The 24,920-nt window shown below is 70.8% G+C and carries 26 protein-coding genes; 14 read left to right on the forward strand and 12 right to left on the reverse strand.

From position 1 onward, the window contains the following. Positions 1–162 precede the first annotated feature (162 nt). Entirely contained in the window at positions 163–1,755 is a 1,593-nt protein-coding gene (locus DCE93_RS02675) for an ABC-F family ATP-binding cassette domain-containing protein (protein ID WP_108594518.1), read from the forward strand. 57 nt (positions 1,756–1,812) lie between these two features. Here DCE93_RS02675 and DCE93_RS02680 read toward each other — a convergent pair whose 3' ends face one another. Beyond that, positions 1,813–3,420, reverse strand: a complete 1,608-nt coding sequence (locus DCE93_RS02680; protein ID WP_108594519.1) for a PucR family transcriptional regulator — start codon at positions 3,418–3,420, stop codon at positions 1,813–1,815. Positions 3,421–3,518: 98 nt separating this feature from the next. On the opposite strand from DCE93_RS02680, the gene lysA reads away from it, so the two are divergent. The 4 genes from lysA to DCE93_RS02700 are packed head-to-tail and all read left to right on the forward strand — an operon-like array spanning position 3,519 to position 7,581. After that, on the forward strand, positions 3,519–4,829 hold the full coding sequence (gene lysA / locus DCE93_RS02685) for a diaminopimelate decarboxylase (RefSeq protein WP_108594520.1): 1,311 nt from the start codon (positions 3,519–3,521) through the stop codon (positions 4,827–4,829). A 39-nt stretch (positions 4,830–4,868) separates the two neighbouring features. Beyond that, positions 4,869–5,807 (forward strand): transporter substrate-binding domain-containing protein, encoded by a 939-nt coding sequence (locus DCE93_RS02690; RefSeq protein ID WP_108594521.1) that lies wholly within the window; start codon positions 4,869–4,871, stop codon positions 5,805–5,807. After that, positions 5,804–6,781 (forward strand): amino acid ABC transporter permease, encoded by a 978-nt coding sequence (locus DCE93_RS02695; protein WP_244284227.1) that lies wholly within the window; start codon positions 5,804–5,806, stop codon positions 6,779–6,781. The genes DCE93_RS02690 and DCE93_RS02695 overlap by 4 nt, the downstream gene beginning before the upstream one ends. Next, entirely contained in the window at positions 6,778–7,581 is an 804-nt protein-coding gene (locus DCE93_RS02700; RefSeq protein ID WP_108594523.1) for an amino acid ABC transporter ATP-binding protein, read from the forward strand. Before DCE93_RS02695 ends, DCE93_RS02700 begins: the two co-directional genes overlap by 4 nt. 45 nt (positions 7,582–7,626) lie before the next feature. On the opposite strand, the gene DCE93_RS02705 is transcribed toward DCE93_RS02700, so the two are convergent. Continuing rightward, positions 7,627–8,283 carry a winged helix-turn-helix transcriptional regulator gene (locus DCE93_RS02705; protein WP_205647461.1) on the reverse strand — a complete coding sequence of 219 codons (657 nt, stop codon included), beginning with the start codon at positions 8,281–8,283 and terminating at the stop codon, positions 7,627–7,629. Between the two features lie 80 nt (positions 8,284–8,363). Between DCE93_RS02705 and DCE93_RS02710 the strand changes: the two genes are divergently transcribed. Then, positions 8,364–9,335 carry an alpha/beta fold hydrolase gene (locus tag DCE93_RS02710; RefSeq protein WP_108594524.1) on the forward strand — a complete coding sequence of 324 codons (972 nt, stop codon included), beginning with the start codon at positions 8,364–8,366 and terminating at the stop codon, positions 9,333–9,335. A gap of 81 nt (positions 9,336–9,416) precedes the next feature. Continuing rightward, entirely contained in the window at positions 9,417–10,628 is a 1,212-nt protein-coding gene (locus DCE93_RS02715) for an MFS transporter (protein ID WP_108594525.1), read from the forward strand. Positions 10,629–10,671: 43 nt separating this feature from the next. On the opposite strand, the gene DCE93_RS02720 is transcribed toward DCE93_RS02715, so the two are convergent. The 4 genes from DCE93_RS02720 to DCE93_RS02730 form a co-directional block, all read right to left on the reverse strand. Beyond that, on the reverse strand, positions 10,672–11,835 hold the full coding sequence (locus DCE93_RS02720; RefSeq protein WP_108594526.1) for a hypothetical protein: 1,164 nt from the start codon (positions 11,833–11,835) through the stop codon (positions 10,672–10,674). After that, complete coding sequence (locus tag DCE93_RS14865; RefSeq protein WP_276329509.1) at positions 11,832–11,960, reverse strand: hypothetical protein; 129 nt, start codon at positions 11,958–11,960, stop codon at positions 11,832–11,834. Before DCE93_RS14865 ends, DCE93_RS02720 begins: the two co-directional genes overlap by 4 nt. 187 nt (positions 11,961–12,147) lie before the next feature. Beyond that, on the reverse strand, positions 12,148–13,083 hold the full coding sequence (locus tag DCE93_RS02725; protein ID WP_108594527.1) for an NADP-dependent oxidoreductase: 936 nt from the start codon (positions 13,081–13,083) through the stop codon (positions 12,148–12,150). Between the two features lie 64 nt (positions 13,084–13,147). Next, positions 13,148–14,230, reverse strand: a complete 1,083-nt coding sequence (locus DCE93_RS02730; RefSeq protein WP_108594528.1) for an alkene reductase — start codon at positions 14,228–14,230, stop codon at positions 13,148–13,150. Positions 14,231–14,328: 98 nt separating this feature from the next. Between DCE93_RS02730 and DCE93_RS02735 the strand changes: the two genes are divergently transcribed. After that, on the forward strand, positions 14,329–14,835 hold the full coding sequence (locus tag DCE93_RS02735) for a MarR family winged helix-turn-helix transcriptional regulator (RefSeq protein WP_108594529.1): 507 nt from the start codon (positions 14,329–14,331) through the stop codon (positions 14,833–14,835). Between the two features lie 6 nt (positions 14,836–14,841). Here DCE93_RS02735 and DCE93_RS02740 read toward each other — a convergent pair whose 3' ends face one another. From DCE93_RS02740 to DCE93_RS02755, 4 genes are all read right to left on the reverse strand, one after another. After that, positions 14,842–15,264, reverse strand: coding sequence for an acyl-CoA thioesterase (locus tag DCE93_RS02740; protein ID WP_165906123.1), 423 nt, complete (start codon positions 15,262–15,264; stop codon positions 14,842–14,844). Between the two features lie 60 nt (positions 15,265–15,324). Beyond that, entirely contained in the window at positions 15,325–15,729 is a 405-nt protein-coding gene (locus tag DCE93_RS02745; protein WP_108594531.1) for a DUF6855 family protein, read from the reverse strand. A 105-nt stretch (positions 15,730–15,834) separates the two neighbouring features. Further along, on the reverse strand, positions 15,835–17,352 hold the full coding sequence (locus DCE93_RS02750; protein WP_108594532.1) for a multicopper oxidase family protein: 1,518 nt from the start codon (positions 17,350–17,352) through the stop codon (positions 15,835–15,837). Continuing rightward, complete coding sequence (locus DCE93_RS02755) at positions 17,336–17,851, reverse strand: hypothetical protein (protein ID WP_108594533.1); 516 nt, start codon at positions 17,849–17,851, stop codon at positions 17,336–17,338. The genes DCE93_RS02750 and DCE93_RS02755 overlap by 17 nt, the downstream gene beginning before the upstream one ends. Before the next feature lie 197 nt (positions 17,852–18,048). On the opposite strand from DCE93_RS02755, the gene DCE93_RS02760 reads away from it, so the two are divergent. The 4 genes from DCE93_RS02760 to DCE93_RS02775 all read left to right on the forward strand — a co-directional run bounded on the left by DCE93_RS02760 (position 18,049) and on the right by DCE93_RS02775 (position 21,910). Beyond that, positions 18,049–20,196: a GAF domain-containing sensor histidine kinase gene (locus DCE93_RS02760; protein WP_146184924.1), complete on the forward strand. Its 2,148-nt coding sequence runs from the start codon at positions 18,049–18,051 to the stop codon at positions 20,194–20,196. Beyond that, positions 20,189–20,881: a response regulator transcription factor gene (locus tag DCE93_RS02765; RefSeq protein WP_168186138.1), complete on the forward strand. Its 693-nt coding sequence runs from the start codon at positions 20,189–20,191 to the stop codon at positions 20,879–20,881. Before DCE93_RS02760 ends, DCE93_RS02765 begins: the two co-directional genes overlap by 8 nt. Then, a complete protein-coding gene (locus tag DCE93_RS02770) occupies positions 20,878–21,336 on the forward strand; it encodes a nitroreductase/quinone reductase family protein (RefSeq protein WP_108594536.1) in 459 nt (152 codons plus the stop codon). Before DCE93_RS02765 ends, DCE93_RS02770 begins: the two co-directional genes overlap by 4 nt. Positions 21,337–21,424: 88 nt before the next feature. Continuing rightward, entirely contained in the window at positions 21,425–21,910 is a 486-nt protein-coding gene (locus DCE93_RS02775; protein ID WP_108596550.1) for a recombinase family protein, read from the forward strand. Positions 21,911–22,135: 225 nt separating this feature from the next. On the opposite strand, the gene DCE93_RS02780 is transcribed toward DCE93_RS02775, so the two are convergent. Further along, complete coding sequence (locus tag DCE93_RS02780) at positions 22,136–22,708, reverse strand: DUF6036 family nucleotidyltransferase (RefSeq protein WP_108594537.1); 573 nt, start codon at positions 22,706–22,708, stop codon at positions 22,136–22,138. Continuing rightward, positions 22,705–23,280: a helix-turn-helix domain-containing protein gene (locus tag DCE93_RS02785; protein WP_108594538.1), complete on the reverse strand. Its 576-nt coding sequence runs from the start codon at positions 23,278–23,280 to the stop codon at positions 22,705–22,707. Before DCE93_RS02785 ends, DCE93_RS02780 begins: the two co-directional genes overlap by 4 nt. A 172-nt stretch (positions 23,281–23,452) precedes the next feature. Here DCE93_RS02785 and DCE93_RS02790 point away from each other — a divergent pair, with 172 nt between their 5' ends. Further along, positions 23,453–24,046, forward strand: a complete 594-nt coding sequence (locus DCE93_RS02790) for a carboxymuconolactone decarboxylase family protein (protein ID WP_108594539.1) — start codon at positions 23,453–23,455, stop codon at positions 24,044–24,046. Beyond that, a complete protein-coding gene (locus DCE93_RS02795) occupies positions 24,043–24,918 on the forward strand; it encodes an RNA polymerase sigma-70 factor (RefSeq protein ID WP_108596551.1) in 876 nt (291 codons plus the stop codon). Before DCE93_RS02790 ends, DCE93_RS02795 begins: the two co-directional genes overlap by 4 nt. Positions 24,919–24,920: the final 2 nt, after the last annotated feature.

The raw sequence follows: 24,920 nt of genomic DNA on the forward strand, positions 1-24,920 counted from the left end.
AACCTCCTCGTTCGGGGTGTCGTTTCGGCGCCCACGCTACGCCGACGCGCGGCCGGCGGCATCCATGACCTGGACAGGAGGCATCCGTGCCCGCTCGCAGGGGCACCGGTGAACGCGGCAGTAGAGTCGGACCCGCCCCATACCCCGACCGCGAGGACACCCGTGAGCCTGATCCGCCTGAACGACGTGAGCATGGAGTTCGACGGGAGGCCCGTGCTGCGCGAGGCGTTCCTCAAGCTGCGGCAGGGCGACCGCATCGGCCTCATCGGCAAGAACGGCACGGGCAAGACGACGTTCCTCGAGCTCGTGCTCGGCCGGCGCGAGCCCTCGGGCGGCACCGTCGACGTGACCCTCGGCACGACGATCGGATACTTCTCCCAGTTCTCGGAGCTCGACGGCGAGCAGAGCGTGCAGCAGACGCTGAGCGACCACTTCGCCGCGGTGCACGAGACGCAGGCGCGTCTCGACGAGATCGGTGCGCGGCTGGCGGAGCCGATGACGGATGACGCGATGAACCGCCTGCTCGCCGAGCAGGGCGAGCTGTTCGAGCGCATGGACGCGATCGGCGGCTGGACCTACGAGAACACGATCGACACCGTGCTCACGAGCCTCGGCTTCGACGAGGAGCGGCGACACCTGCCGGTCGACCGCCTGTCGGGCGGATGGCGCAACCGCGCCGCGCTCGCGCTCATCCTCGTGCAGGCGCCCGACGTGCTGCTGCTCGACGAGCCGACGAACTTCCTCGACCTCGACGGGGTGCGCTGGATCGAGGGATGGCTCGGCGGCTTCACCGGCGCGGTGCTCGTGGTCTCGCACGACCGGCAGTTCCTCGACGGCGTGGTCACCCGCATCGTCGAGATCGAGAACTTCCGGCTGCAGGACTACGAGGGCAACTACTCCGCGTACGTGCATGCCAAGCAGTCGCGGCTGAAGATGCTCGAGCGCCAGTTCGCCCACGAAGAGGAGCTGCTCGCCTACGAGCAGGCCGCGTCGACCGCCCGCCGTGAGGCCGCGCGCAACCCCTCGAACGCGGTCGCGCGTCGCCTCGCCGACATCAAGAAGCGTCAGGCGCCGCGCCCGATCGACCAGATCATCACCGCCATCTACGACGGGCTGCGGGTCAGCAACGACCTGCTGACGGTCACAGGGCTCTCGAAGGGCTTCAACGGCTCGCTGCTCTTCGAAGGGCTCTCGTTCGACCTGCAACGCGGCGACCGGGTCGCGGTGCTCGGCTCGAACGGCTCGGGCAAGTCGACGCTGCTCGACGTGCTCACCGGTGAGACCGAAGCGGATGCCGGCACGGTGCGCTGGGCGAAGGGCGCCAGGTACGTCTCGTACAACCGGGTCTACGCCGAGCTCGACCTCGAGGACACCGTCGGGCATGCGGTGAACGCCTACCCCGACTCGCTCGCGTTCACGGCGACGAAGAAGAGCGTGAACCGGTTCCTCGCGATGCTGCAGTTCTCGGAGGCCGACCTGCAGCAGAAGATCGGCACCCTCTCGGGCGGTCAGCGCGCCCGCGTGGCGATCGCGCAGTGCCTGCTCTCGGGTGCCGCCGTGATCGTGCTCGACGAGCCGACGAACCACCTCGACATCACCTCGACGCAGGTGATGGAACGCGCCCTGACGCACTTCCCGGGCGCGGTCATCGTGGTCAGCCACGACCGGTTCTTCGTCGACAAGCTCGCCGACCGGCTGCTCGTGTTCGACGGGTCGCCGCGAGTGCTCGAGACGGCGGCCACCGGGGCGCTCTGACCAGAAGGCCCTCGGCACGACCCCCCTCACGGCGGCCGAGGGCACGATGCGCCGCGCTCAGGGTGCGTTCGCGCGCAACTGGAGCCATGCCGCGAGTCGCTCGTCGGCGAGTTCCAGCTTGATGCCGTGCGTCTCGCTCGCGCGGCGCAAGCGGTGCCGCACGGTGTTCTGGTGCACGTCGAGCCGCTCGGCGGTCTGCGCCACGTTGCCGAAGCACTCGAGCCACACCAGCAGCGTCTCCACGATCGGCCGGGTGCCCTCGGCCTCCGACAGCGCGTCGAGTGCCGGGTCCCGCAGCTCGGCGGCGGCGGCGAACAGCTCGGCGACTCGCTCGACGACGAGGCTGGGGCGCACATTGGCGGCCGTGACGATGCGCGGCATCGAGGAGCCGGCACCGCGCGCTGCCGCACCGAGCAGCCGGTCGGCGAGCTCGCGGGCACCGGCGACGTCGCCCGAGCGATGGGTGGGCCCGGCGACCGCGACCCTCGTGCCTTCGCCGACGAGTCGATCGATGAGCGGCAGCAGCGGACGCGCGACCGTGACGGCCTCGTCGACGTCGCCCGCGGCGAACAGCGTATAGACCCGCCCGCGGTGGGCGACGGCGACCGCATCGGGCCGATGCAGCACGAGGTGCCTGATGACGGTGGAGCGGAGCTGGGCGATCGCGGTCGGCCCCGCACCCGGCACGTCGAAGCCGAGCAGCACCGCGCCGCGCTCCTCGGGAATGCCGAGCTCGGCGAACTCGGTGCCCGTCAGGTCGATCCCGGTGAGCAAGGTGCGCAAGCGGTCTTCGCGCGGACGCTGATTGGTCGAGTGCGCCCGGAGATCGTCGAGCAGGTGGGCGCCGGCGAGGGCGCTCGCACGACGCATCCGCTCATCCTGTTCCGGCGTCACCGGCCCCTCGCCTGCGGCGTCGATCGCCCAGATGCTGCCGAGCGGCAGCGCACCGGCCTTGATCGCGACGGCGACCCTCGGCTCCTCCTCGCCGAGTCGCGGGTACTTGATCGCCCCCTCCGAACGGAGCACGGTGCGGTACTGGTCGTCGTTGTACGGCGAGGCCGGCACCTGCCGCGCGAGGATGCCGTGCGTGCGCAGCGCGTCGATCAGCTGGCCGGGCACCGAGGAGTAAGCGAGGATGTTGCGGCTGAGGTCTTCGATCGCGACCGAGCCGCCGAAGAACTCGGCGAGCTCGTTCGCGAGCGCGAAGAGCGGCTCTGCGCCGCGATCCTGCGGGCCTGCCAGCGGAGCCTCCGCCTCGCCCAGGAGGTGCGTGAGCTGAGCGTCGAGGAGGCGCCAGCTGATGCGGTCGGCGACGCGCAGCAGCGGCAGCCCGCTCGACTCGGCGATCGCCGCGAGCGCGGGAATCCGGTCGGAGCTGCACTTGACCGCGAGTCCCGCGGCGCCGCGCTCGGCGGCTCCGGCCGCGACGGCGGCGAGCCGGGCGGTGCTGAGCGAGGCGGTCGACGGCGCGAGCAGCAGCGTGCCCGGGGCATCCGGAACCTCGTCGGCGATGTCGAGGAACTCGGTGCCCGTGACGGCGACCCGTGTGCCCGGCGCACCGATCGAGGCGATCGTGCGGGGTCCGAGCTGCTCGATGAGCTCGCCGAGTGTCACGGGCGGCGCTGCAGAGCGAAGCGGCGGAGTTGGAGAGATCACTTCATCCATGACCCAAAGCTATCTGAAATCTCTCACCAAACGAGCGTGGGATCTTTCTAGGCTGTCCTCCGACGACGGCGATGACGCTGTCGCGCAGAGGAGGAACGATGACTGCGACTCGGCCCGCGCCTGACGGCACCCGCCTCGGCGAACTCTGGCGGATCCTGCCGGAGGAGGCGTCGGCGAGCGACGACGGCGTGCTCGAGATCGGCGGCGTCGCCGTCACCGAGCTGGCCGAACGGTTCGGCACTCCGCTGCACGTCTACGACGAGGCCGGGCTCCGTCGCCAGATCCGCCGGTTCGTCGACGGGCTGCACGAGCGCTGGCCGAACTCCGACGTGCTCTTCGCGTCGAAGTCGCTGCCTGCGGTCGGCATGTACCGTCTCGCGCAAGAGGAGGGACTCGCGGTCGACATCGCGGGCGGGGGAGAGCTGCAGCTCGCCCTCGCAGCCGGCGTCGACCCGGAGCGGCTCTACTTCCACGGCAACGCCAAGACCGACGCAGAGCTGCAGATGGCGCTCGACGCCCGGGTCGGCACGATCATCGTCGACAACGACGACGAACTCGACCGCCTCGAACGGCTGCTCGAGCGCCCGCAGAGACTGCTGCTGCGGGTCATCCCCGGCGTCGAGGCGAAGACGCACGCCTCGCAGGCGACCGGGGGCCTGAATTCGAAGTTCGGCCTGCCGATCGACCAGGCCGAGCGGGCGATCGCGCGAATGCGGGCGCACCGGTTGATGGAGTTCGAGGGCGTGCACCTGCACATCGGCTCCCAGATCCTCGACACCGAACAGTTCGCCGAGGCTGTGGCGAAGATCTCGACCGTCGGCAGCTTCGGCACCTACGACGTCGGCGGCGGGCTCGGCGTCAGCTACACCTATGCAGAGCAGGCCCCGAGCGTCGAGTCCTACCTCGACGCCATCGTCGCGGCCGCGACCGCGCATCTGCCGGCGGGCGCCCGGCTCCTGATCGAGCCGGGCCGATCGATCGTCGCGCGCGCCGGCGTGACGCTCTACCGGGTCACGACGGTCAAGCGCACGGGTCGCACGTTCGTCGCGGTCGACGGCGGGCTGGCCGACCAGATGGACATCGCCCTCACCCAGCAGCGCTACGAGGCGATCATCGCCGACCGGCTGCTCGAACCGTGGACCGAGACGGCGCAGCTCGTCGGGCGCCAGTGCGAGTCGGGAGACCTGCTCGTCGACGGCGCCCCGATGCCGCCGGCTCGCGTCGGCGACCTGGTCGTGATGCTGGCGACGGGCGCCTACGCCTACACGATGTCGAACAACTACAACGGGGCGCTGAAGCCCGCCATCGTCTTCGTCGCCGACGGCGAGGCCCGTCTCGTCACCCGCCGCGAGACCTATCTCGACCTGCTCGCCACGCATGCGCCGGCGACGGCCGACGTCTTCGTCTGACCTCGATTCCCCCACCACCCCACGACAAGGAAGTCACCCATGATCGCACGCACCACCACCCTGTTCAGCGCGACGGCGATCGCCGCCGCACTCGTTCTCACCGGATGCTCCGGCGCCGGCGGCTCGGGCGACGACGCCGCCGCGGCATCCGGCCCGAACCTGCCGACCGGCGACGAGATCTCGACCACCGCCGACCCGGCGCTCACCGCGCTGCTGCCCCAGGAGATCATCGACAAGGGGAGCATCGACATCGCCGTCGACATCCCCTTCCCGCCGATGGCGATGTACGACGACGCGAACCGCGAGATCGGGTTCGACCCCGAACTCGCACGCCTGCTCGGCCAGAAGCTCGACATCGACGTCTCGCTCAACAAGCAGGCCTTCGACTCGGTGATCCCCTCGCTGCAGGCGGGCAACAACGACATCATCATGAGCGGCATGAACGATACGCCGGAGCGCCAGGAGACCCTGACCTTCGTCGACTACACCCACGGCGGGTTCGCCATCCTCGTGCCGGCGGGCAACCCGAACGGCGTCACGACCCAGACCGACCTCTGCGGCAAGACCGTCTCGGTGCAGAAGGCCACCGTGCAGGGCGAGCTGCTGCGCGCGATGGACTGCGGCTCGACCCCCGTGACCGTGACCGAGCTGCCGTCGGACCTCGACGCGCAGACGGCGCTGCGGGCGGGCAAGAGCGACGCCTACGTCGCCGACGCGGTCGTCGCCGAGTACGTCGCGGCGACCACCGACGACGGCAAGGCCTTCGACGTGGTGCGCGACCCCGAGAACCCCGCCGGCTTCGACCCGGTGTACAGCGGCATCGGCATCCTCAAGGCCGACACCGAACTCATCGACGCGATCCAGCAGGCGCTGCAGGCGCTCATCGACGAGGGCGCCTACCAGGAGGTGCTCGAGCGCAACAACATCAGCGCCTACGCGGTCGAGTCGGCCGAGGTGAATCAGGGGGCCGGGCAATGATGACGGCGGCGACCGCGAGCCCCTCACTCGCACCGGATGCCACCGACGACGACGTCGTGGCGATCCCGCTGCGCCGACCGTGGCGCTGGATCAGCGCGGCCGTGGTGCTGCTGCTCGTCGCCGGCTTCGCCTACTCGGTGCTGACGAATCCGAACATCGACTTCGCGGCGATCGGCGAGTTCCTCTTCGACCCGCGAATCCTCGAGGGCGTCTGGCTGACCCTCCTCATCACCGCCATCTCGATGGTCGTCTCGACGGTGCTGGCGATCGTGGTCGCGGCGATGCGGCTGTCGTCGAACCCCGTGCTCTCGACGGTGGCGTGGTTCTACGTCTGGGCGTTCCGGGGCACGCCGCTGCTCGTGCAGATCGTGCTCTGGGGCTACCTCGGCCTCCTCTACGCGAAGCTCACCGTGGGAGTCCCGTTCACCGACGTGGTCTTCTGGCAGGTCGACACGAACCAGCTCATCAGCGCGTTCGTCGCGGGCCTGCTCGCCCTCACCCTGAACCAGGCGGCGTACTCGTCGGAGATCGTTCGCGCCGGCATGCTCTCGGTCGACGAGGGCCAGCACGAGGCCGCCTACTCGCTCGGCATGTCGCCGTTGTACACGTTCCGCCGGGTGCTGCTGCCGCAGGCGATGCGCGTGATCATCCCGCCGATGGGCAACGAGACGATCTCGATGCTGAAGAACACCTCGCTGCTCTCGGTGATCGCCGTGCTCGAGATCTACACGCAGGCGAGCATGATCTCGTCGCAGAACCTCAAGCAGGTCGAGCTGCTCATCGTCGCGAGCCTCTGGTACCTGCTCATGACGAGCGTGCTCTCGATTCCGCAGTACTACCTCGAACGCCGGTACGGTCGCGGCACCTCCCGCAACCTGCCGCCCACCCCATTGCAGCGGATGCGTCGGGCATTCGCGAAACGGCAGGCCGGCCCAGCGCCGGCACCCGAGACCAAGGCGGTCAGCGTCGCATGAGCATCACCGTTCCCCTCGACCCGGCCGCAGCGGCGGCCACTCGTTCGCTCGTCGAGATCCGCAGGGTCCGCAAGAGCTTCGGCGCCCATCAGGTGCTGCGCGACGTCTCGCTCGCCGTGCCCGAGGGCACGGTGACCGTGCTGCTCGGCCCGTCTGGCTCGGGCAAGTCGACCCTGCTGCGCTGCATCAACCACCTCGAGACCATCGACGGCGGCCGCATCATCGTCGACGGCGAGCTCATCGGCTACCGGCAGGCCGGGCACAACATCCACGAGATGACGCCGAAGCAGATCGCCAGGCAGCGGCGCAGCATCGGCATGGTCTTCCAGCGCTTCAACCTCTTTCCGCACCTGACGGCGCTTGAGAACATCATCGAAGCGCCGATCGGCGTCGGCGGAATGCCGCGGGCGCAGGCCAAGGCCCGGGCGCGGGAACTGCTCGACCGGGTCGGGCTCGCCCAGTTCGCGGGTCACTACCCGGCCCAGCTCTCGGGAGGCCAGCAGCAGCGCGTCGCGATCGCGCGGGCGCTCGCGATGGACCCGAAACTCATGCTGTTCGACGAGCCCACCTCGGCGCTCGACCCCGAACTCGTCGGCGACGTGCTCGATGTCATGCGCGAACTCGCGAAGGAGGGCATGACGATGATCGTCGTGACCCACGAGATCGGCTTCGCTCGCGGTGTCGCCGACCAGGTGGTGTTCATGGACGGCGGTGTCGTCGTCGAGGCCGGCCGGCCGGAAGACGTGCTCGACCGCCCGCAGCGGCAGCGCACGCGGAACTTCCTGGAGAGCGTGCGGTAGTCGCGGCGGCGGGTCGACGGCGCCGCGGCCTCGGGCTGAGGCGTCTCAGTGCGACGCGGGCTCCGGCAGGGCGAAGCGTTCGAGGAACGCCTCGGCCCGCCCGCGGTCGCCCGTGATCGCGAGCTCGCCCGCGGCGATCGCGTCGTCGAGCGTGCGCCGCTTGAAGATCACGGCTCGAAGCACCGACTCGGATGCCTCGAGGACGAGCGCCGGGTCGGCGCCCGAGGCGCGATCGATGTCGATCGCGCCGCCGCCGATCTCGACATCGAAGGCGTCGCGCACGAGCCTCAGGCGCACCCGCCCGCGGAACCCGCCCTTCGCCGCGGGCACGAAGAGCGCCTCGAGCGCGAGCGCGAAGGCGTCGTTGCTCATCTCCGCTCCGGGCGGCACCGGGGTGAGCGCTCCCCAGTGCGACATCGCCACGAGCACGGGTTCGAGCGCTCGACCGAGTGCGGTCAGCTCATAGGCCTGGGTACTGGCGGGCGGGCCGAGCACGGTGCGCTGCACCACTCCGGCGGCCTCGAGCTCGCGCAGGCGCTGGCTCAGCACGTTCTGGCTGATGCCGCGCAGTCCGGCCCGAAGATCGGTGAATCGCTTCGGCCCGAAGACGAGTTCGCGCACGACGAGCAGCGCCCAGCGCTCGCCGATGACATCGAGCGATCGGGCGATGCCGCACGCATCCTCATATTTTCTCGTCGTCATGGGAATAGAGTACGCCGTTCGCACGGTTGTCTCCTGCATCAGGACAATTCAGTCCTAACGTAGGAGTCAGGAAGACCACCATGAACGACGCACTCGCCACTTTCGCACTCGCCGACGGTCCCGGATCCGTGACCGGGGCGCCCGACCTGCCTGCCGGGTTCACCGACACCTTCACGAGTCGCTACGTCGACGCAGATGGCATTCGACTGCACGCCGTCATCGGCGGCGAAGGACCCGCCCTGCTCCTCGTGCACGGCTGGCCCGAGACCTGGTACGCCTGGCGCCTGCTGATGCCCGCCCTGGCGAAGGACTTCACGGTCATCGCCGTCGACCAGCGCGGCATCGGGCTCTCGGACAAGCCGGAGTCGGGCTACGACGCCGGCACGCTCGCCGCAGACCTGGTCGGCCTCATGGACGAACTCGGACACGAGCGGTTCGCGGTCGTCGGCCACGACACCGGCTTCGCGATCGGCTACGCGCTGGCCTCCGACCACCCCGAGCGCGTGAGCCGGCTGGTGCTCGCCGAGATCCCGGGCGCACCCGGCACGACGCCGGCTCCGCCGCTGTTCGTGCCCGCGCAGGTGAACAACACGCTGTGGCACATCCCGTTCAACCGCGTCGAGGGGCTGCCCGAGCAGCTCATCGCCGGCCGCGAAGACGTCTACTTCGGCTACGAGTTCGCCATCCAGGGCGGCGGAGTGCCCGCGGATGCCATCGAGTACTACGTCGGGCTGCTCGCGAACCCGGAATCGCTGACCGGCAGCCTCGGCTTCTATCGCGCGTTCGACGCGACGGTCGCGCAGAACATGGAGCGCGCCGGACGCAAGCTGCGGATGCCGGTGCTCGCCGTGGGCGGCGAGCGGAGCTACGGCGACCACGTCGCCGACGGGGTCCGCGTCGTCGCCGACGACGTCGAGGGCATCGTGATCGCGGGCGCCGGCCACTGGCTCGCAGAGGAGGCCCCGGAGCTTCTCCTCGAGGCCCTCGACCGGTTTCTCGCGCCCGACCGCGGCGCGGCCGAGACGGTGTCGCTCGAGGCATCCGTTCGCTGATCGCATTCATGCCGCCCGCCGTGCCGATGGACTCTCGAGCCCACGCGGCACGGCGAGCGGCCTCGTCTTGAAAGGACGACGATGAACCGAACCCTCCCGATGCCGGTCGCTCACGCACTGGCGGCCTTCATCATCGGACTCGGCCTCTTCGCCGCGGTGACGCCGTCGCCGCTGTACCAGGCGTACAGCACGGCGTGGCAGTTCTCACCGCTGACGCTGACCCTCGTCTACGCGACATACGCGGTCGGCGTGCTGGCGACCCTGCTCCTCGCGGGCTCGATCTCCGACCGCGTCGGTCGCCGGCCGGTGCTGCTCGTGGCCCTGGCCGGGCTCATGGCGTCGACGGTGCTCTTCGTCTTCGCGTCATCCGTCACCTCGCTCTTCGTCGCCAGGGGGCTGCAGGGGCTGGCGACGGGCGCGGCGATCAGCGCTGCGGGCGCAGCACTGCTCGATCTGCATCCACGTCGGGACCCGGGCAGTGCCGGACTCTCGAACGCCGTGGCCAGCAGCGCCGGCATCGCACTGGGCGTGCTCATCGCTTCGGTGCTCGTGCAGTTCGGCTGGCTGCCGCTGGCGCTGCCGTACCTCGTACAGCTCGCCCTGCTTCTGATCGCGTTCGCCGGCGTCATCTGGATGCCGGAGCCCGTCACGCGCGAGCGCGGCATCCGCTGGCGCGTCCAGACGCCTCGGGTGCCGGCGGCGGTTCGCGGGCCGTTCCTCCTCGCCGCCCTCACGGTGATCTCCTCGTGGTCGCTCGGCGGCCTGTTCTTCAGCCTCGGCCCGGCGCTCGGGGCGGCGCTCCTCGACTCGTCGAGCGCCGTGCTCTCTGGCCTCGGCATCGTCGCGCTCGCGGCATCGGCGACACTCTCGCAGCTCGTGCTGCGGCGCACCGCCACGTGGCTCGGCGCGCTCGTGGGTTCGGCGGCCCTAGCGGTCGGCGTGGCGCTCATCGTGGTCGCGACCGCGGCCGACTCGGGCGCGATCTTCCTGGTCGGCTCGGTCGTCAGTGGCGTCGGGTTCGGCATCGGCTTCCTCAGCGGCCTTCGAGCTCTCGTGGGCGCGATCCCGGCCGAGCACCGGGCGTCGGTGATGTCCGCGTATTACACCGTCGCGTACCTCGCCCTCTCGCTGCCGGCCGTGCTCGCCGGGCTCAGCGTCGGCCCGCTGGGGCTCGAGCGAACCTTCGAGGTATTCGGCGCCGTCGTGGTGCTCGTCGCACTCGCGACCGTCGTCGTGGCCTGGCGGGCGAGGCCGGTGCCCGTGGCGCTGACGGGAGCGACGACGGAGACGTGACCCGGGCTCAGCGGGGCCGTGTGCGTCGCGCTGCCCGATGGGGTCACCCCGTGCGGTTCCCCATGCCGGCCGGTCGGGTGATGCCGCGGCGAAGGGTCGACAGGGCGGCGATGACGAGGCAGAGCAGGGCCGTCACGGCGAAGGTGCCTGAGGCGGCCGGATCGCCGGTGATCTGGAGCACTGCTGCCGGCACGACGCTTCCGCCGATGACGCCGAAGGTGACGAGCAGGCCCGCCGCGCCCGCCGAGTCATCGGTGTCGAGGCGGTCGAGTGCGACGCCGACCACGAGCGCGTAGATCGGGGCGAGTGCGACGACGGCGAGGGCGACCGCGGCGAGCCCGAGCCCGGGCGCGGCCGGAACGAGGAGGGCGGCGAGGCCCAGCAGACCGGCGGCCGACAACAACGCGATCAGGAGGGCGCGCTGCGGCGTGACCCCGTACTGCTGCAGTGCGGCGGAGGCGAAGCGGCCGACGGCCATGAGCCCCCAGAACACGGAGGTGCCGAGCGCGGCCGCCGCGGCATCGAGCTGCAGCAGCTCGGCCGGGATCACGGCCGACCAGCCCGCGAACACGGACTCGACACCGACGTAGAGCGGGAGCGCGACCGCGAGCGGCAACAGCACGATCGCGGTGGCGCGGCGGATCCTGGGCGGATGTCGCGGCGGCGGCGGAGCGGGGGTGCCGCGAGCGCCCGCCACCAGGCCCGCGACGGCGACGAGCTGCACCGCCGCCACGAGGGACAGTACGAGCGCCGGCCGATCGAGGCCGGCCGCGACGGCGACGAGGAGCGGCGTCAGGGCTGCCGCGACGGCGACCGTGCCGGTGAGCGCGGTGAGCACGGTGGCGGTCGAGGTGGTCGAGGCGATCTTCGACGCGACGCTCGCCGACGACTCGGTGAGACCGAGGCCGGCGCCCGCGATGGCCGCGAAGACGATGAAGGCCGTGGCGGTTCCCGCGAAGGCGGCACCGGCGAGCGCGAGCGCCTGCAGGAGGCATCCGATCGCCGTCAGGTGCAGCGGGCGCAGGCGTCGCAGGCCCGGCTCCGAAGCGAGCAGGCCGACGAACGCACCGCCGAAGAGGGCCGGCACCGCGGCGACGACGGATGCCCCGATCGCCTGTTCGATGGCCGGAAGCACGGAGGGGATCACGGCGGCGGTCGCGCCGAGCCCGGCGAACGCCGCGCCGAGCCCTCGGATCGCCGGCGTCACGAGCGGTGCACGCGGAGGCGATGGACGGTGGCGTCGGCGACCGCCTCCACGGACTGGTCGCAGCCGGCCCGCGCGATGCCGATGACGACGTGGTCGACGATCGTGAGGGCCGCCGGTGCGGGCATGGGCTCTCCTCGTCAGAACGCTCGATGCCCTCGGGAGGGCGCGTCAGACCACCATAGGAGACGCTCAGCGACACGCCTAGCTCCTGCGTGGCAGGAGCTAGGCGAGTCGAGACCCGCGCGCGTCAGTCGTCGGACATCGTGCGGCGACCGAGGGGTCGTCGTCTGAGAGCCGCGCGGGTGCCGTCCGTCACACCCCGGCCGGCGTGAGGACGACCTTGCCGCGCAGGGCACCCGCCTCGCCCAGGGCGTGCACTCGTGCGAGGTCCTTCAGGTCGTAGCGGGCGCTCACGTCGACATGCAGTTCCCCAGCATCGACCAGCTTCGCGAGTCGAGCGAGCTGGGCCGCGTCGCTCCGCGCGAAGATGCTCGTCATGCGGATCTCGGCGCCCGCAGCGGGCACGCCCGGTGTCGTGGTCGAGACGAACGCACCGCCCGGCTTGACGAGCCCGACGAGCGCGGCCGTCTCATCGGGTGTCGTTCGCACGAGATTCACGACCGCGTCGACCGGCCCGGTCACCGCGTCGACCACGGAGACCGCGGTGTAGTCGATCACCTCGGCCGCACCGTGTGCGATGACGGCGTCGCGGCTGCGCGGTCCGGCCGTGGCGATCACGGTCGCCCCGGCTCGTGCGGCGAGCTGCACGACGAAGGCGCCGACCCCGCCGCCCGCGCCGTTCACGAGCACCGACTGGCCGCGGCGAACCCCCGCCTGCTCGACGGCCTGCAACGCGGTGAGCCCGCTCGACGCCAGCGCCGCGGCATCCGGAAGGGGAATGGAGCGGGGAGCCGGGGCGAGCAGCTCGGCCGGCACGGTGACGTACTCGGCCGCCGCGCCCGGCGCGGTCATCGGCAGGAACGCGATGACGTGCTGACCGATCAGTTCGTCGCGGACACCCGGGCCGACGTCGATGACGGTGCCGCTGAGGTCGATGCCGGGCGTGTGCGGCAGCTCGATCGGGAACGCGTCGGCGAGGAAACCGGCGCGGAGGGTCGCGTCGACCTGGTTGAACGTGGTGCCCGCGACTTTCACGAGGGCCTCGCCTGGGCCCGCGACGGGGCGGGGGACGTCGACGCTCTCGAGCACGGTCGGGTCGCCGTAGGTGGTGTAGTTGATGGCGCGCATGATGCGGTTCCTTTCGTCGGGGTGGTTCGTTGGGATGGTTCGTCGGGATGTTTCGGCGGGGTGGTCAGGCTGCGAGGCGCGGGTAGTCGGTGTATCCGCGCTCCCCGCCGCCGTAGAGGGTGGTCGGGTCGGGCTCGTTCATCGACGCCCCGGCCCGGATGCGGGCGGGGAGGTCGGGGTTCGCGAGCGCGAGTGCACCGACGCTCACGACGTCGGCGAGTCCATCGCGCACGTCCTGCGCGCGGCGTTCGATGTCGGCGCCGGCCCGGTTGAGCACGAGCCCGCCCGTCCAGCGATCGCGGATGCTGCGGAGCAGTGCCTCATCGCCGAGATGCACGACGTGCAGGTAGGCGAGCCCGAGCGGTGCGAGCGCGTCGACGAGTGCGCCGTAGACCTCGGCGACGTCGTCTTCGACGATGTCGCCGAGCGGGCTGCCGGGGCTGATCCGGTAGCCGACACGGTCGGCGCCGATCTCCTCGGCGACCGCCGTCACGACCTCGACCGGGAAGCGGATGCGGCCGGCGATGTCGCCGCCGTAGCCGTCGGTGCGGCGGTTGGCGTTGCTGCTCACGAACTGCTGCAGGAGATAGCCGTTCGCGCCGTGGATCTCGACGCCGTCGGCACCCGCATCGACGGCGAGGCGTGCGGCGCGACGGAAGTCGGCGATCGTCTGCTCGATGTCGGACTCGGTCATCTCGCGCGGCACCGGCATCGGCTGGGGTCCGGTCGCTGTGAACATGTCACCCGCGGCGGCGATCGCCGAGGGTGCGAGCGGAGCGCGGCCGTGCGGCGTGTTGGCGGGGTGGGCGACGCGGCCGACGTGCATGAGCTGGATGACGAGCGTCGAGCCGGCCTGGTGCACCGCCTCGGCGACCCCACGCCACGCCTCGGCCTGCGCCTCGCTGTGGATGCCGGGTGTCGCGAGGTAGCCCTGCCCGTCCTCCGACGGCTGGGTGCCCTCGGTGATGAGCATGGCGAGCGACCCGCGCTGGGCGTAGTAGCTCTGCGTGAGACCGGTCACGAGTCCGTCGGCCGTGGCCCGGCTTCGGGTCATCGGCGCCATCGCGAGGCGGTGAACGAGCGGGATGCCTCCGAGCCGTGCGGGTGCCCAGAGCACTTGCGTGGTCTCGGTGTCTGCGTGGGTCATGTTACTCCTTCGAATTCGAACTACTTGCTACGAATTCGAAACGACGACGCTCGGTGCTTTATTTCCAATTCGAATGAATTTCTTCATAGGATCTGGATATGTCCGACTCCGTCGTCCCGCCGACACTGCCTCCCGAGTTCGGCGTCTACTTCTCGCTCCTCGAGGTGAGCGCCCTCGTGCAGCACGGCGTGGCGCGACAGTTGCGCGACGAGGGCGGCCTGAGCTTCACGCAGTTCCAGATTCTCGCGATCCTCGGCGAGCACGCGTCGCGGCAGAGCACGATGACCGCGCTCGCCGACCGGCTGGTGCACAGTCGCAGCGGCCTGACCTATCAGGTGGGCCGGCTCGAAGAGGCCGGCCTCGTGGTGCGTGAGCCGTCATCCGACGACGAGCGAAGTGTCAACGTGACGCTCACCCCGCTGGGCGCCGCGCTGCTCGAACGCGTGCTTCCCGGGCACGTCGAGGTCGTTCGGGAGGTGCTGGTCGATGCGCTGGAGCCGTCGGACCGCGAGGAACTCACCCGATTGCTCGGGCGCGTCGCCGCGTTCATGCGGGCACGGCCGCCGCGCTCCGCGCGTCGCGCAGGCGGGAGCGCTCAAGGCTGAGGAGCCTCAGTCCTCGGGCTCGAAGAAGAGCGCCTGCAGTTCGCCGGGCCAGTCGGTGGCGCGCCGGGTTCGTGCATCGACGTGGGCCACGACCATGAGGCACGTGGAGACCGTCGTGCCCGCGGCATCCCTCATCAGGCACTCGATCATCGCGTCGGGGCCGCGGAATTCGCGCACGAACGAGGTGATCGACACCTCCTGGTCGGCGCTCACCGGTCTGATGAAGTCGATCTCCATGCGCCGCACCCACGTCATGAAGCCCAGCGTGCCGAGGGTGGGCAGATCCCAGCCGGCGTACTTCGCGAGGGCTTCCATGCGGTGGTCGGTGAAGTACCTGGCGTAGTTGCCGGTGCTCACGTGCTGGAACGGATCGAGCTCTGAGAACGCGATGCGGTGCGTCGTCCGGTAGACGACCGGTGTGCTCGTCATCGTGGCTCCTCGATGCATTCTGCTCGGTGTGCAGTGCCGCTGATCGGCGCGATCGTCGACTCAGACGGCCCGCATGCGGTTGTTGCGCTTCTCGTGGGTGAGCTCGGCGAGGCCGAGCGCCTCGAGCAGCGGCGGCAGGTACATCCCGAAGCGGCCCCGGTACCCCTTGCGCAGCCCGTACCAACCGCCGACCGGGTTCGCGGCGTCGCGGCCCCACGCCTCGACCGTGCCGGGCTGCGCCGGCTTCTGCTCGTCTGCGGCGCCGAGGTCGACCCAGTCGCCCTGCGCGCGCAGCCACTCGTGCAGCTCGTCGATGGCGCTGAGGTGGTACTTCAGCGTCGTCGATCCGACCTGGCACACGAGCGCCGGGGGATCAGCCGACTCGTCGCGGTACATCGTGTAGGCGCTCGTGCCGGGCGCCGTGGTCAGCTGCCACGGGTCGTCGGCGGTTCCGGTGCCGGTCATGGCGTTCCTCCAGTCGAGACGGTCGCTCGAGGTCGATGCTACGCCGGTCTCGGCGGTGCCACGGGGCGCGTTCAGTGCGCACCCGCAAGGCTGCGCGCCGACGGCTCACTCCGGGCGGTTGCCGGCCTCGCCGTTGATCGTGAACGGGGTCGTGACGCCCTCGTACATGACGTGGGCGACGAGCCCGTCGACCGCATGGGGGAGGGTGTGGCAGTGGTCGCTCCAGATGCCGGGGTTGTCGGCGACGAATGCGATGTCGTAGGCCTCGCCCGGGCGCACGTCGAGCGAGTCGACGACCCAGGGGCTGCCGGATGCCGCGACGCCGTCTCGTGACAGCACGACGACGTGGTGGCCGTGCAGGTGCATGGGATGCACGTCGCCCGAGTCGTTGCGCAGGTGCATCACGACGACATCGCCCTCGGCCACGTCGAACATCGGCACGTCGGGGAACATGCGGCCGTTGATGGTCCAGAAGTTGCCCGGGCGGCCGTCGATGACGCCGAAGCGGCGGGCGATGACGTAGTCGTAGGAGCGGTCGGGGGCGGCGGCGTCGAAGGCGAGCGGCGTCGGGGTGCCGTACGCGAGCAGGTCGAGGGTCTTCGGCGGTTGCGACACGGGCGGGGCGGATGCCTCGGGCGCCGAGGGGTCGCCGATCAGCATGCTGCGGGCGCCGCCCACGTGCAGCCGCACCGCACCGCGGGTCGGCGCCTGCACCGCGACATCCGCCCGCCCGCCCGCGGGGATGAGCACGCGCTGCCCGTCGACCTCGCCCGGTTCGTGCACCTCGTGCCCGTCGACGGCCACGACGCGGAACGGGGTGGCCGACCACACCGATGCGGTGCCCTGGTCGGTGTTGATCACGCGCACCCGCACCGTGGCGCCGGGCGGTGCGTCGACGCGCTCGTCGGCGACCCGGCCGTTGAGGGTGTGCTGCCCGCCGTAGACGTGCAGCAGTGCGGTGGCGTCGAGCTCCACGGCATCCGCGGGTTCGGTCGAGGCGGGCTCGACCACGATCGCGCCGAGCAGGCCGCGTTCGACCTGCACGTGCGACACCTGGTGCGAGTGGTACCAGTACGTGCCGGCATCCGTCGCCTCGAACCGGTAGACGTGGCGTCCGCCGACCGGCACGGCGTCCTGCGTGATGCCCGCGACGCCGTCGGCGGCATTCGGCACGTCGATGCCGTGCCAGTGCAGCGTCGCGCCATCGGTCACCGACTCGTTCGCGAACTCGACCTCGATGAGATCGCCCTGCCGCGCGCGGATCTCGGGACCGGGCGACACGCCGTTCACGGTGTAGCCCTCGATCGATCGCCCGCCCGGCACCTCGACGGTGCCCTGCCGGGCGACGAGTTCGACCCGCACGTCGGCGGGGCGTTCGGGGTCGGCGGTGAGCGAGGTCACGCTCGCGTCGCCGGTCGTGCCGGCGGTTCCGGATGCCTCGGCCGCGCCGGGCCCGTTCGCGCCGTGCTCGCCGTGGCTCATGGCATCGTGCCCGCCGCCCATCGTCATGACCGAGTACTCGCCGAGCAGCGTGGAATTCCAGGCGAGCGCGCCGGCGCCGAGCGCGGTCGTGACCGCGACGCCGACGACGGCGCACCGCAGGAGCTCACGCCGAGACGGCATCGGAATTCGCCTCCTCGGCGCCGGCGCCGGCGGCGGCGCCCGAGCCCCGGTTCGCACCCGGGACGGCCAGTGCCCGAGGCATCCGCCCGACCCGGAGTGCGGCGACGACCGCGGCCCCGAGCACCGCGAGGGCGTTCGCCCCGTGGATCAGCCCGAGGTAGGGCAGGTCGGTGAGCGAGAACCCGAGCACGACCTGCAGCACGATGAGGGCGAGCACGATCGCCGCCCAGAGACGCGCGCCCTTCGCGCGCACGAAGAACGAGACGATCAGCAGCACGACCGCGAGGAGCGGAAGCACCACGCCGCCGCCGATGCCGTGGATCCAGAAGCCGAGTTCGCCGGTGCCGCCGGCTCCGCCGCTCTCGAGCAGCGCCTTGTCGACGACGTCGCCCGACGACACGCGATTGAGCACGCCGCCGAACGCGAATGCGATGGCCGCCGCCTGCACGACGACGCCGACGGCGATCGTCCAGGCGAGGCCCGAGTAGAACTTGCGCATGATGTCACTCCTTGTTCGTGCGGGCCGTGAGTCGCGGCATCCGCTCGCCATCACGCTCGCGGACCGGTGGTGACGCCGGAACGCGGATGACCCGACTGCGCATGGCGGTCAGGGGCACATCGGCTGGGGGCCTGCTGCTAAGGGAGGTCGGGGCAGACCCTCTCCCGCGAAACGCCTGACAGGAGGAGCATGGAACCGTGGTTCGCAGGTGGGTGTGCCTCGCGACGCTCGGCCCGATCGGGGTCGCTGCGCTGGTGTACATCGTCGTCGTGCGCGGGTTCGTCGAGGGCGACGCCGATCACGGCCTCGCCTGGCCCCTGCTCGGGGCGCTGCCGTTGTTCGTGTTCGGCATGTGGCTGCTCACGGTGTCGGCGTCGCGCACCGCGGTGCTCGTCGCCCTCGCGTCGACCGCCATGCTCGTCGGGTCGGCGTACGAGACGTTCGTGCAGCGCAACATCGAGATCATGGTCGAGCCGTGGTTCCCGCTCTTCAACGTGATCGGCCTCACGGCTGATGCCACGGCGACCTCGGCGCTGCTCATCGTGTTCGCGACGTTCCCGACGGGGGTCGTGGAGCACCGGTGGCAGCGCATCTCCGTCGCCTTCCTCTGGACTCCGGTGCTCGTCGGGCCGCTGACACTGCTGACCACGCCGCACGTCGTGATGTCGCAGTACATCGGCATCAGCGGCGATGCGATCCCGAACCCGTTCGTCGTGCCGTGGCTCGAGTGGGCGGCGCCCGCGGTGCAGTACCTCGTGGTGCAGCCGTGGCCGGCCGTCGTGCTCGGCCTCGTCGTGCTCGGCTCCCGCGCGCTCTTCGGCGAACCCGAGGTGCGCGCCCGAACGCGGGTCATGGGCCTGACGGTCGCGGTGGCCATGGTGGCGTTCGTGCTCTGGGCGCTCTTCCCGGGCTACTGGCCCGTCGGGGTGTTCGTCTACGCATCGCTCCTCGCGCTGCCGGTCGCGGCGGTGCACGGCATCTTCCGCTCCGGCGCGTTCGACATCGCCCCCGACGACCGCGGTCGCATGGTGGCGCGCTCGTCGAACCTGCTCATCACGGTCGTCTACGCGGCCGGTGTCGCGATGCCGGCGATCCTGCTCTCGGGCCGGCTCAGGGTGGTTCCCGCGGTGCTCATCACGACGCTCGTCGCCGTGCTGCTGCTGCCGGTGCGCACGTGGATGCAGCGGTGGATCCACCGCGCACTCTTCGGCGACCGCGAGCGACAGCTGACCATGCTCAGCGATCTCGGCGTGCAGCTCGAGCGTGCCGCCGAGCCGCGCGAGGTGCTCACCCGGCTCGCCGAGGCGGTGCGCGATGGGCTCGACGCGTCGTGGGTGCGCATCCGGCTGGTGTCGTCGGATGGCGCGCTCGCCGCGATGCCCTTGGGTGTCGCGGGCGACGTGGTCGGCGAGCCGGTCGAGTCGTGCGATCTGCTGCACGGTGATGAGACGCTCGGATGCATCGAGCTCGGGCCGCGGCGACGCGGCGAGTACACCGACGCCGAGCGGGCGCTGCTGCGCACGGTCGCGGGTCAGGCCGCGGCATCCGTGGCCAATGCGCTGCTGACCGCGCAGCTCGCCGAGCAGCTCGACGAACTGACCGCCTCGCGCGAGCGACTCGTCGCCGTGCAAGACGACGAACGCCGGCGGCTCGAACGCGACCTGCACGACGGCATTCAGCAAGACGTCGTGGCGCAGATCGCCGGGCTCCGCCTCGCCCGAAACCGGTTGCAGCGCGGCGAGCTCACCCCCGCCGAACTCGAGGAGCTGCAGGAGCAGGCCCGCGAGACGCTCACCGACCTGCGCGAGCTCGCCCGCGGCATCCACCCGCCCGTGCTGAGCGACAACGGGCTCGTGGCCGCCGTCGAGTCGGGTGTGGCGCGGTTCCCGATTCCGCTCATGGTCGAGGCCGACGAGCGCGTGCGCGCCGAGCGGTTCCCCGACGACGTCGAGACGACCGCCTACTACGTGGTGCGCGAGGCGCTCGCGAACACCGCGAAGCACGCGAATGCGACGCACGCGTCGGTCGGGCTCGCGCGAAGCGAGGGGCGGCTTCGCATCGCGATCAGCGACGACGGATGCGGCATCGGCGCGGGGGTTCCGGGGGCCGGGGCCGGCGTGGTGCCAGTGCCCGGGGTCGGGCCGGTGCGCGGGTCGGCTGCTGGCGCCGGCTCGGTGCCCGTGTCGCATGGCGGGCTCGCGAACATCCGAGACCGGGTCGCCGCGCTGCGGGGCACGGTGCGGGTGTCGCCGAACGAGCCGTCGGGCACGACCGTGCTCGTCGAGCTGCCGCTCGACGGCGTCGCCTCCGCGGCATCCGCTCGGGAGGAGGCGCCCGTTGGATGAGCCGGAGGTGCTCCGCGTCGTGATCGCCGAAGACAACTACCTCGTGCGCGAGGGTGTGCGGCGACTGCTCGAGGACTCGGGCGAGGTCGACGTGGTGGCCTCGGTCGGCAACGGCACCGAGCTGCTCGACGCGGTGCGCCGGCTCGCGCCGCACGCGGTGCTCACCGACATCCGCATGCCGCCGGGCCACCACATGGAGGGCATCGAGGCCGCGCACGCGATTCGCGCCTCGTCGCCGTCGACGGGTGTGGTCGTGCTGTCGCAGCACGCCGATGAGAGCTACGCGCTCGCGCTGTTCGCCGACGGCTCGGCGGGCCTCGGCTACCTGCTGAAAGACCGCATCGGCGACCTTGAAGACCTCGTGCACGCCCTGCACGAGGTGCGCGCGGGCGGTTCGGTGATCGATCCGCAGATCGTCGACACCCTCGTGCGGCGCCGCAGTGCCGCGGGCCCGTCGAGCCCGCTCGCGACGCTGTCGCCCCGCGAGCTCGAGGTGCTGCGCGAGATGGCGGCCGGCAAGACGAACGCCGGCATCGAGCAGTCGTTGTTCCTGTCGACCTCGACGGTCGAGAAGCACGTGAACGCGATCTTCACGAAGCTGCGGCTGCCCGAGACCGGCGTGCACCGGCGAGTGGCGGCGGTGCTCGCGTTCCTGCAGAGCGACGGCAAGGAGGCGACGTCATGACGTTCGACACGCCGAACGGAACCCGAGGGGCCCGGCAGCCCGGTCGCAACCGGCTCGAGCAGTGGGGAAACCATCGGATGGTGGAGAGCATCCGCCGGAAGGGCGCGAAGCGCGGCGACAAGCTGGTGATCGTCACGATCGGCAAGAAGACCGGCGTCGAGCGGATGACGCCGGTGCGATGGTTCCCCGGCGAGGGCGGCACGAGGCTCATCGTGGCGTCGGCCAGCGGCGCCCCGCGAAACCCGTCGTGGTACTACAACCTCGCGGCGCACCCCGACCGGGTGCGCATCGAGTTCGCCGGCCAGCGCATCGAGGTCACGCCCGAGCAGCTGCACGGCGCCGAGCGCGACCGGGCCTGGCGGCAGATCGCGGCTCAGGCGTCGGGGTTCGCGAAGTACGAGCGCATCACCGACCGGCAGATCCCGGTCATCCGGCTCACGCCGCGGGCTCGGTGACGGGTGGCGCTGACGCGGCTGACGGGGAGGCACGTCGCAGCCGGCCGCGATGAGGGCGACAATGGAAGGCGACACGAAGGGGCACGGCATGAGTGAGCCGACGACAGATTCGACGACGGATGCTCCGGCGCAGACGCCGGTACTACCGGAGGCCTCGCGCACCCCGCACGGCCCCGGGCATCACGCCCTCGGGTGCCCCGAGTGCTTCGAGGAGCTGCAGCGCAACCGCGACTGGTGGAAGGCGCGCCCCGAGGGGGCACGGCTCGTCGGGCTCGTGGTCGCGCGCGACGACATGCCGTCGGTGGTCGAGCAGCGCAACGACCTGGCCGCCTTCGGCGTCGCGATCCTCGACTTCAAGCATCCGGCCGCGGAGGCGCCCGAGACCTGGGAGCAGCGGCTCGGCCGTCTGTTCGGCACCCTCCGGGCCGGCGACGTGCTCGTGGTGGCGAACGAGCACGCACTCGGCCGCGACCGCGACGAGGTCACGCGCACGATCCGAACCCTGCGCCGCCACAACCTCGTGGTGAAGGTGCTGAGCCACGGTGCACCGCACCTGGAGGATGCACGCGGCTGACCGCGTCTGGCTCGGCCTGATGCAGGTGAGCCGGTTGACATGACTGACCGCTCGACTTCTGCACCGATGGTGTTCGACAGCGGGTCGATCCGGTCCGGTACCCGCTCGAAGCGTTCGCTGCGCTTTCAAAAGCGGTACCGAAGTACCGAAGTACCGAAGTACCGAAGTACCGAAGTACCGAAGGTTCCGAAGCGAGCTGATTGTCGCGATCGCACAGTCGGGTTTTCACCCGAGGTCCGCGGCCGGCGGCCGAGGCGGAACCGCAGGTATCCCGACGGCGAGGATGTGCGTCACCATTCGGATGGCCCGATCGGGAAGGACCTCGCCGGCGTAGTAGGACTCGTAGAGTTCTTCGGCTTCGCTGACGGATGCAATCCCGCAGAGGGCCATGAGTTTCGCGATGTCCGTGTCGTCGCGGCCCGGCCGATTGGCCCGCAGCTTCATCACGAGCATGGCTTCGGCGGAGGCGACCTGAATGACGACCTCTCCGTCGTCGTAGATCGTCTCCCACTCCACTCGTGTGGCGCCGTACTCGGGGATGAACCCGGCTGCGAGATCGTTGAGCCAGTCGTCGGGCCAGCCATTTTCCAGTGAGACTGCGCGCCCGGCAGCGAGAACCTGCTTCGCGTCGCCGATCGGGTGGGCGTCGATGTCGACGGTCGACTCTCGGTCGAAGTAGCGGAGCGCCAGCGCTGCTCCGCCCACGATGCGGAGGCCGCTGCGACCACCCCGCGTCCGAAGCTTGGGGATGAGCTGGCGCAGGCCCTGCTCGAGACCGTCGCGATCGAATCGGGTCACGCGCTCGCCAGCGTGTCTTTGTCGATGAGCACTCGGCGGCGGGCGAACTCCACGGGCACGCGAGCCGGGTCGGGGGTCAGGGTGTAAGGCCCCTCGCCGAGAACCCAGGGTCGCTTCAGCGATCGGCTCGAGCTCGTCGCCCAATCGGGCACGGGCAGCCCTTCGGCGTTCAGCTGGTGCGCGACCAGGGCGGCGATCGCGGCATCCCATTGCTTGCTGCCAGTGGGCTCGGGTTCCGCGATCGCGAGCGCGAACCGAACCGCACCGTGCTCGGCGTGCAGATTGTCGTTGAGCTGGATGAATCGTCGCAACGCTCGATCTGCGCGATCGTCGAGCACCGCGATGCGGATATCGGCGGCGATCGCGGCAGCGTCGTCGCGAACTGTCGGCACAGCGACGAGTCGGTGCCCCGCACCGAGGAGGGCTCGCTCGACCGCCTCGAACGACGGGTTCTGGTGGCCGCGCTCGATGAGGGATAGGTGCGACTGCGACAGGTGGGCACGGCGACCGAGTGCCTGCTGGGTCAATCGTCGGCTCTTGCGTGCCGATCGAATCAGGGTGCCTGCGGTCATGGATTCGTCTCCAGATATTCGTTCTAGCTAATAAATCGTACCACTTTCCGCGCGCAAGAGGCCAGGAAGGCGAGCCCAGGCGCCGAGCGGATGTCACATCCTCCGCCCGGCCGGTGTCTCCATGTCGAGGGCAGAAACGCACAGCCCGTCGACGACAACTCTGGAGGACACGATGACCACCGACACCCGCATCCCGCCGACCGAGATCACCGGCCTGTACGGCGCGGTCGTGAAGATCGCCGCCCGCAAGATGATCGGCGAGGTGCCCGATTCGATCGGCGTGCTGTGGCACCACCCGGCCGTGATGAAAGACGCGATGAGCATCGGCCGCAAGGTCGAGGGCTGGAAGGAGCTCGACCGGAGCCTCGCGACCTACGCCGTCATGGCCTCGGCCGCATACGTCGGCTGCAGCGCCTGCCTCGACCTCAACTACTTCATGGCGCACAACCACAAGCTCGACGTGGCGAAGGCGCGCGAGGTGCCGCGCTGGCGCGAGGCATCCGTCTTCTCGCCGTTGGAGCGGCGCGTGATGGAGTATGCCGAGGCGATGAGCCAGACCTCGCCCGCGGTGACCGACGAGCTGTCGGCGGCGCTGCTCGACGAGCTCGGGCCGGCGGCGCTCATCGAGCTCACCGCGCGGGTCGCGTTCATCAACATGAGCGCACGCATGAACATCACGCTCGGCATCCGCTCCGAGGGGTTCGCGGACTCGTGCGGGCTGCCCCCGCTCGCGACGCGACCGGCGGGCGTAGGCTCGCCGGCATGACCGACGATCCGTTCGTCACCCACCGCAGCCTGCTCTTCACGGTCGCCTACGAGCTGCTCGGCTCGGCCGCCGACGCCGAAGACGTGCTGCAGGAATCCTGGCTGCGATGGGCGGATGTCGCCCACGACGAGGTGCGCGACCCGCGCGCGTACCTCGTGCGCATCGTCACGCGGCAGGCGCTGAACCAGCTGCGCACGGTGTCGCGCCGACGCGAGTCGTACGTGGGGGAGTGGCTGCCCGAGCCGCTGCTGACGAGTCCGGATGTCGCAGACGACGTCGAGTTGGCCGAGAGCGTCTCGATCGCGATGCTCACCGTGCTCGAGACGCTCGGTCCGACGGAGCGCGCGGTGTTCGTGCTGCGAGAGGTCTTCGACGTGCCGTACGACGAGATCGCCGACGCCGTCGACAAGTCGCCGGCCGCCGTGCGGCAGATCGCGCACCGGGCGAAGGATCACGTCGCCGCGCGTCGGCCGCGCATGGACGTGATGCGTTCGGAGCACGAGGAGGCCGTCGAGCGACTCGTGGCGGCGATGAACACGGGCGACGTGCAGGGGCTCATGGACGTGCTCGCACCCGACGTGGTGTCGGTCGCCGACGGCGGCGGCAAGGTGCGGGGTGCTGCGCTTCGGCCGATCGTCGGCGCCGACCGCATCGCGAGGTACCTGGTCGGCGGGCTCGCGAAGTTCCCCGGCGTGTTCGTCGCCATGCCGGCCTGGGTGAACGGTCAGCCGGGCATCCGGGTAGAGCTCGACGGGCAGCTCGCCGGGGTCGTGAGCCTGAGCGTCGAGGGCGGGCGGATCACGCGCATCTACTCGATGGCGAACCCCGACAAACTCGGGTGGGTGCAGGCCGAGGCCGAGCTGGCCCGGTGATG

The organism is Agromyces badenianii (genome assembly GCF_003070885.1).
GTDB lineage: Bacteria > Actinomycetota > Actinomycetes > Actinomycetales > Microbacteriaceae > Agromyces > Agromyces badenianii.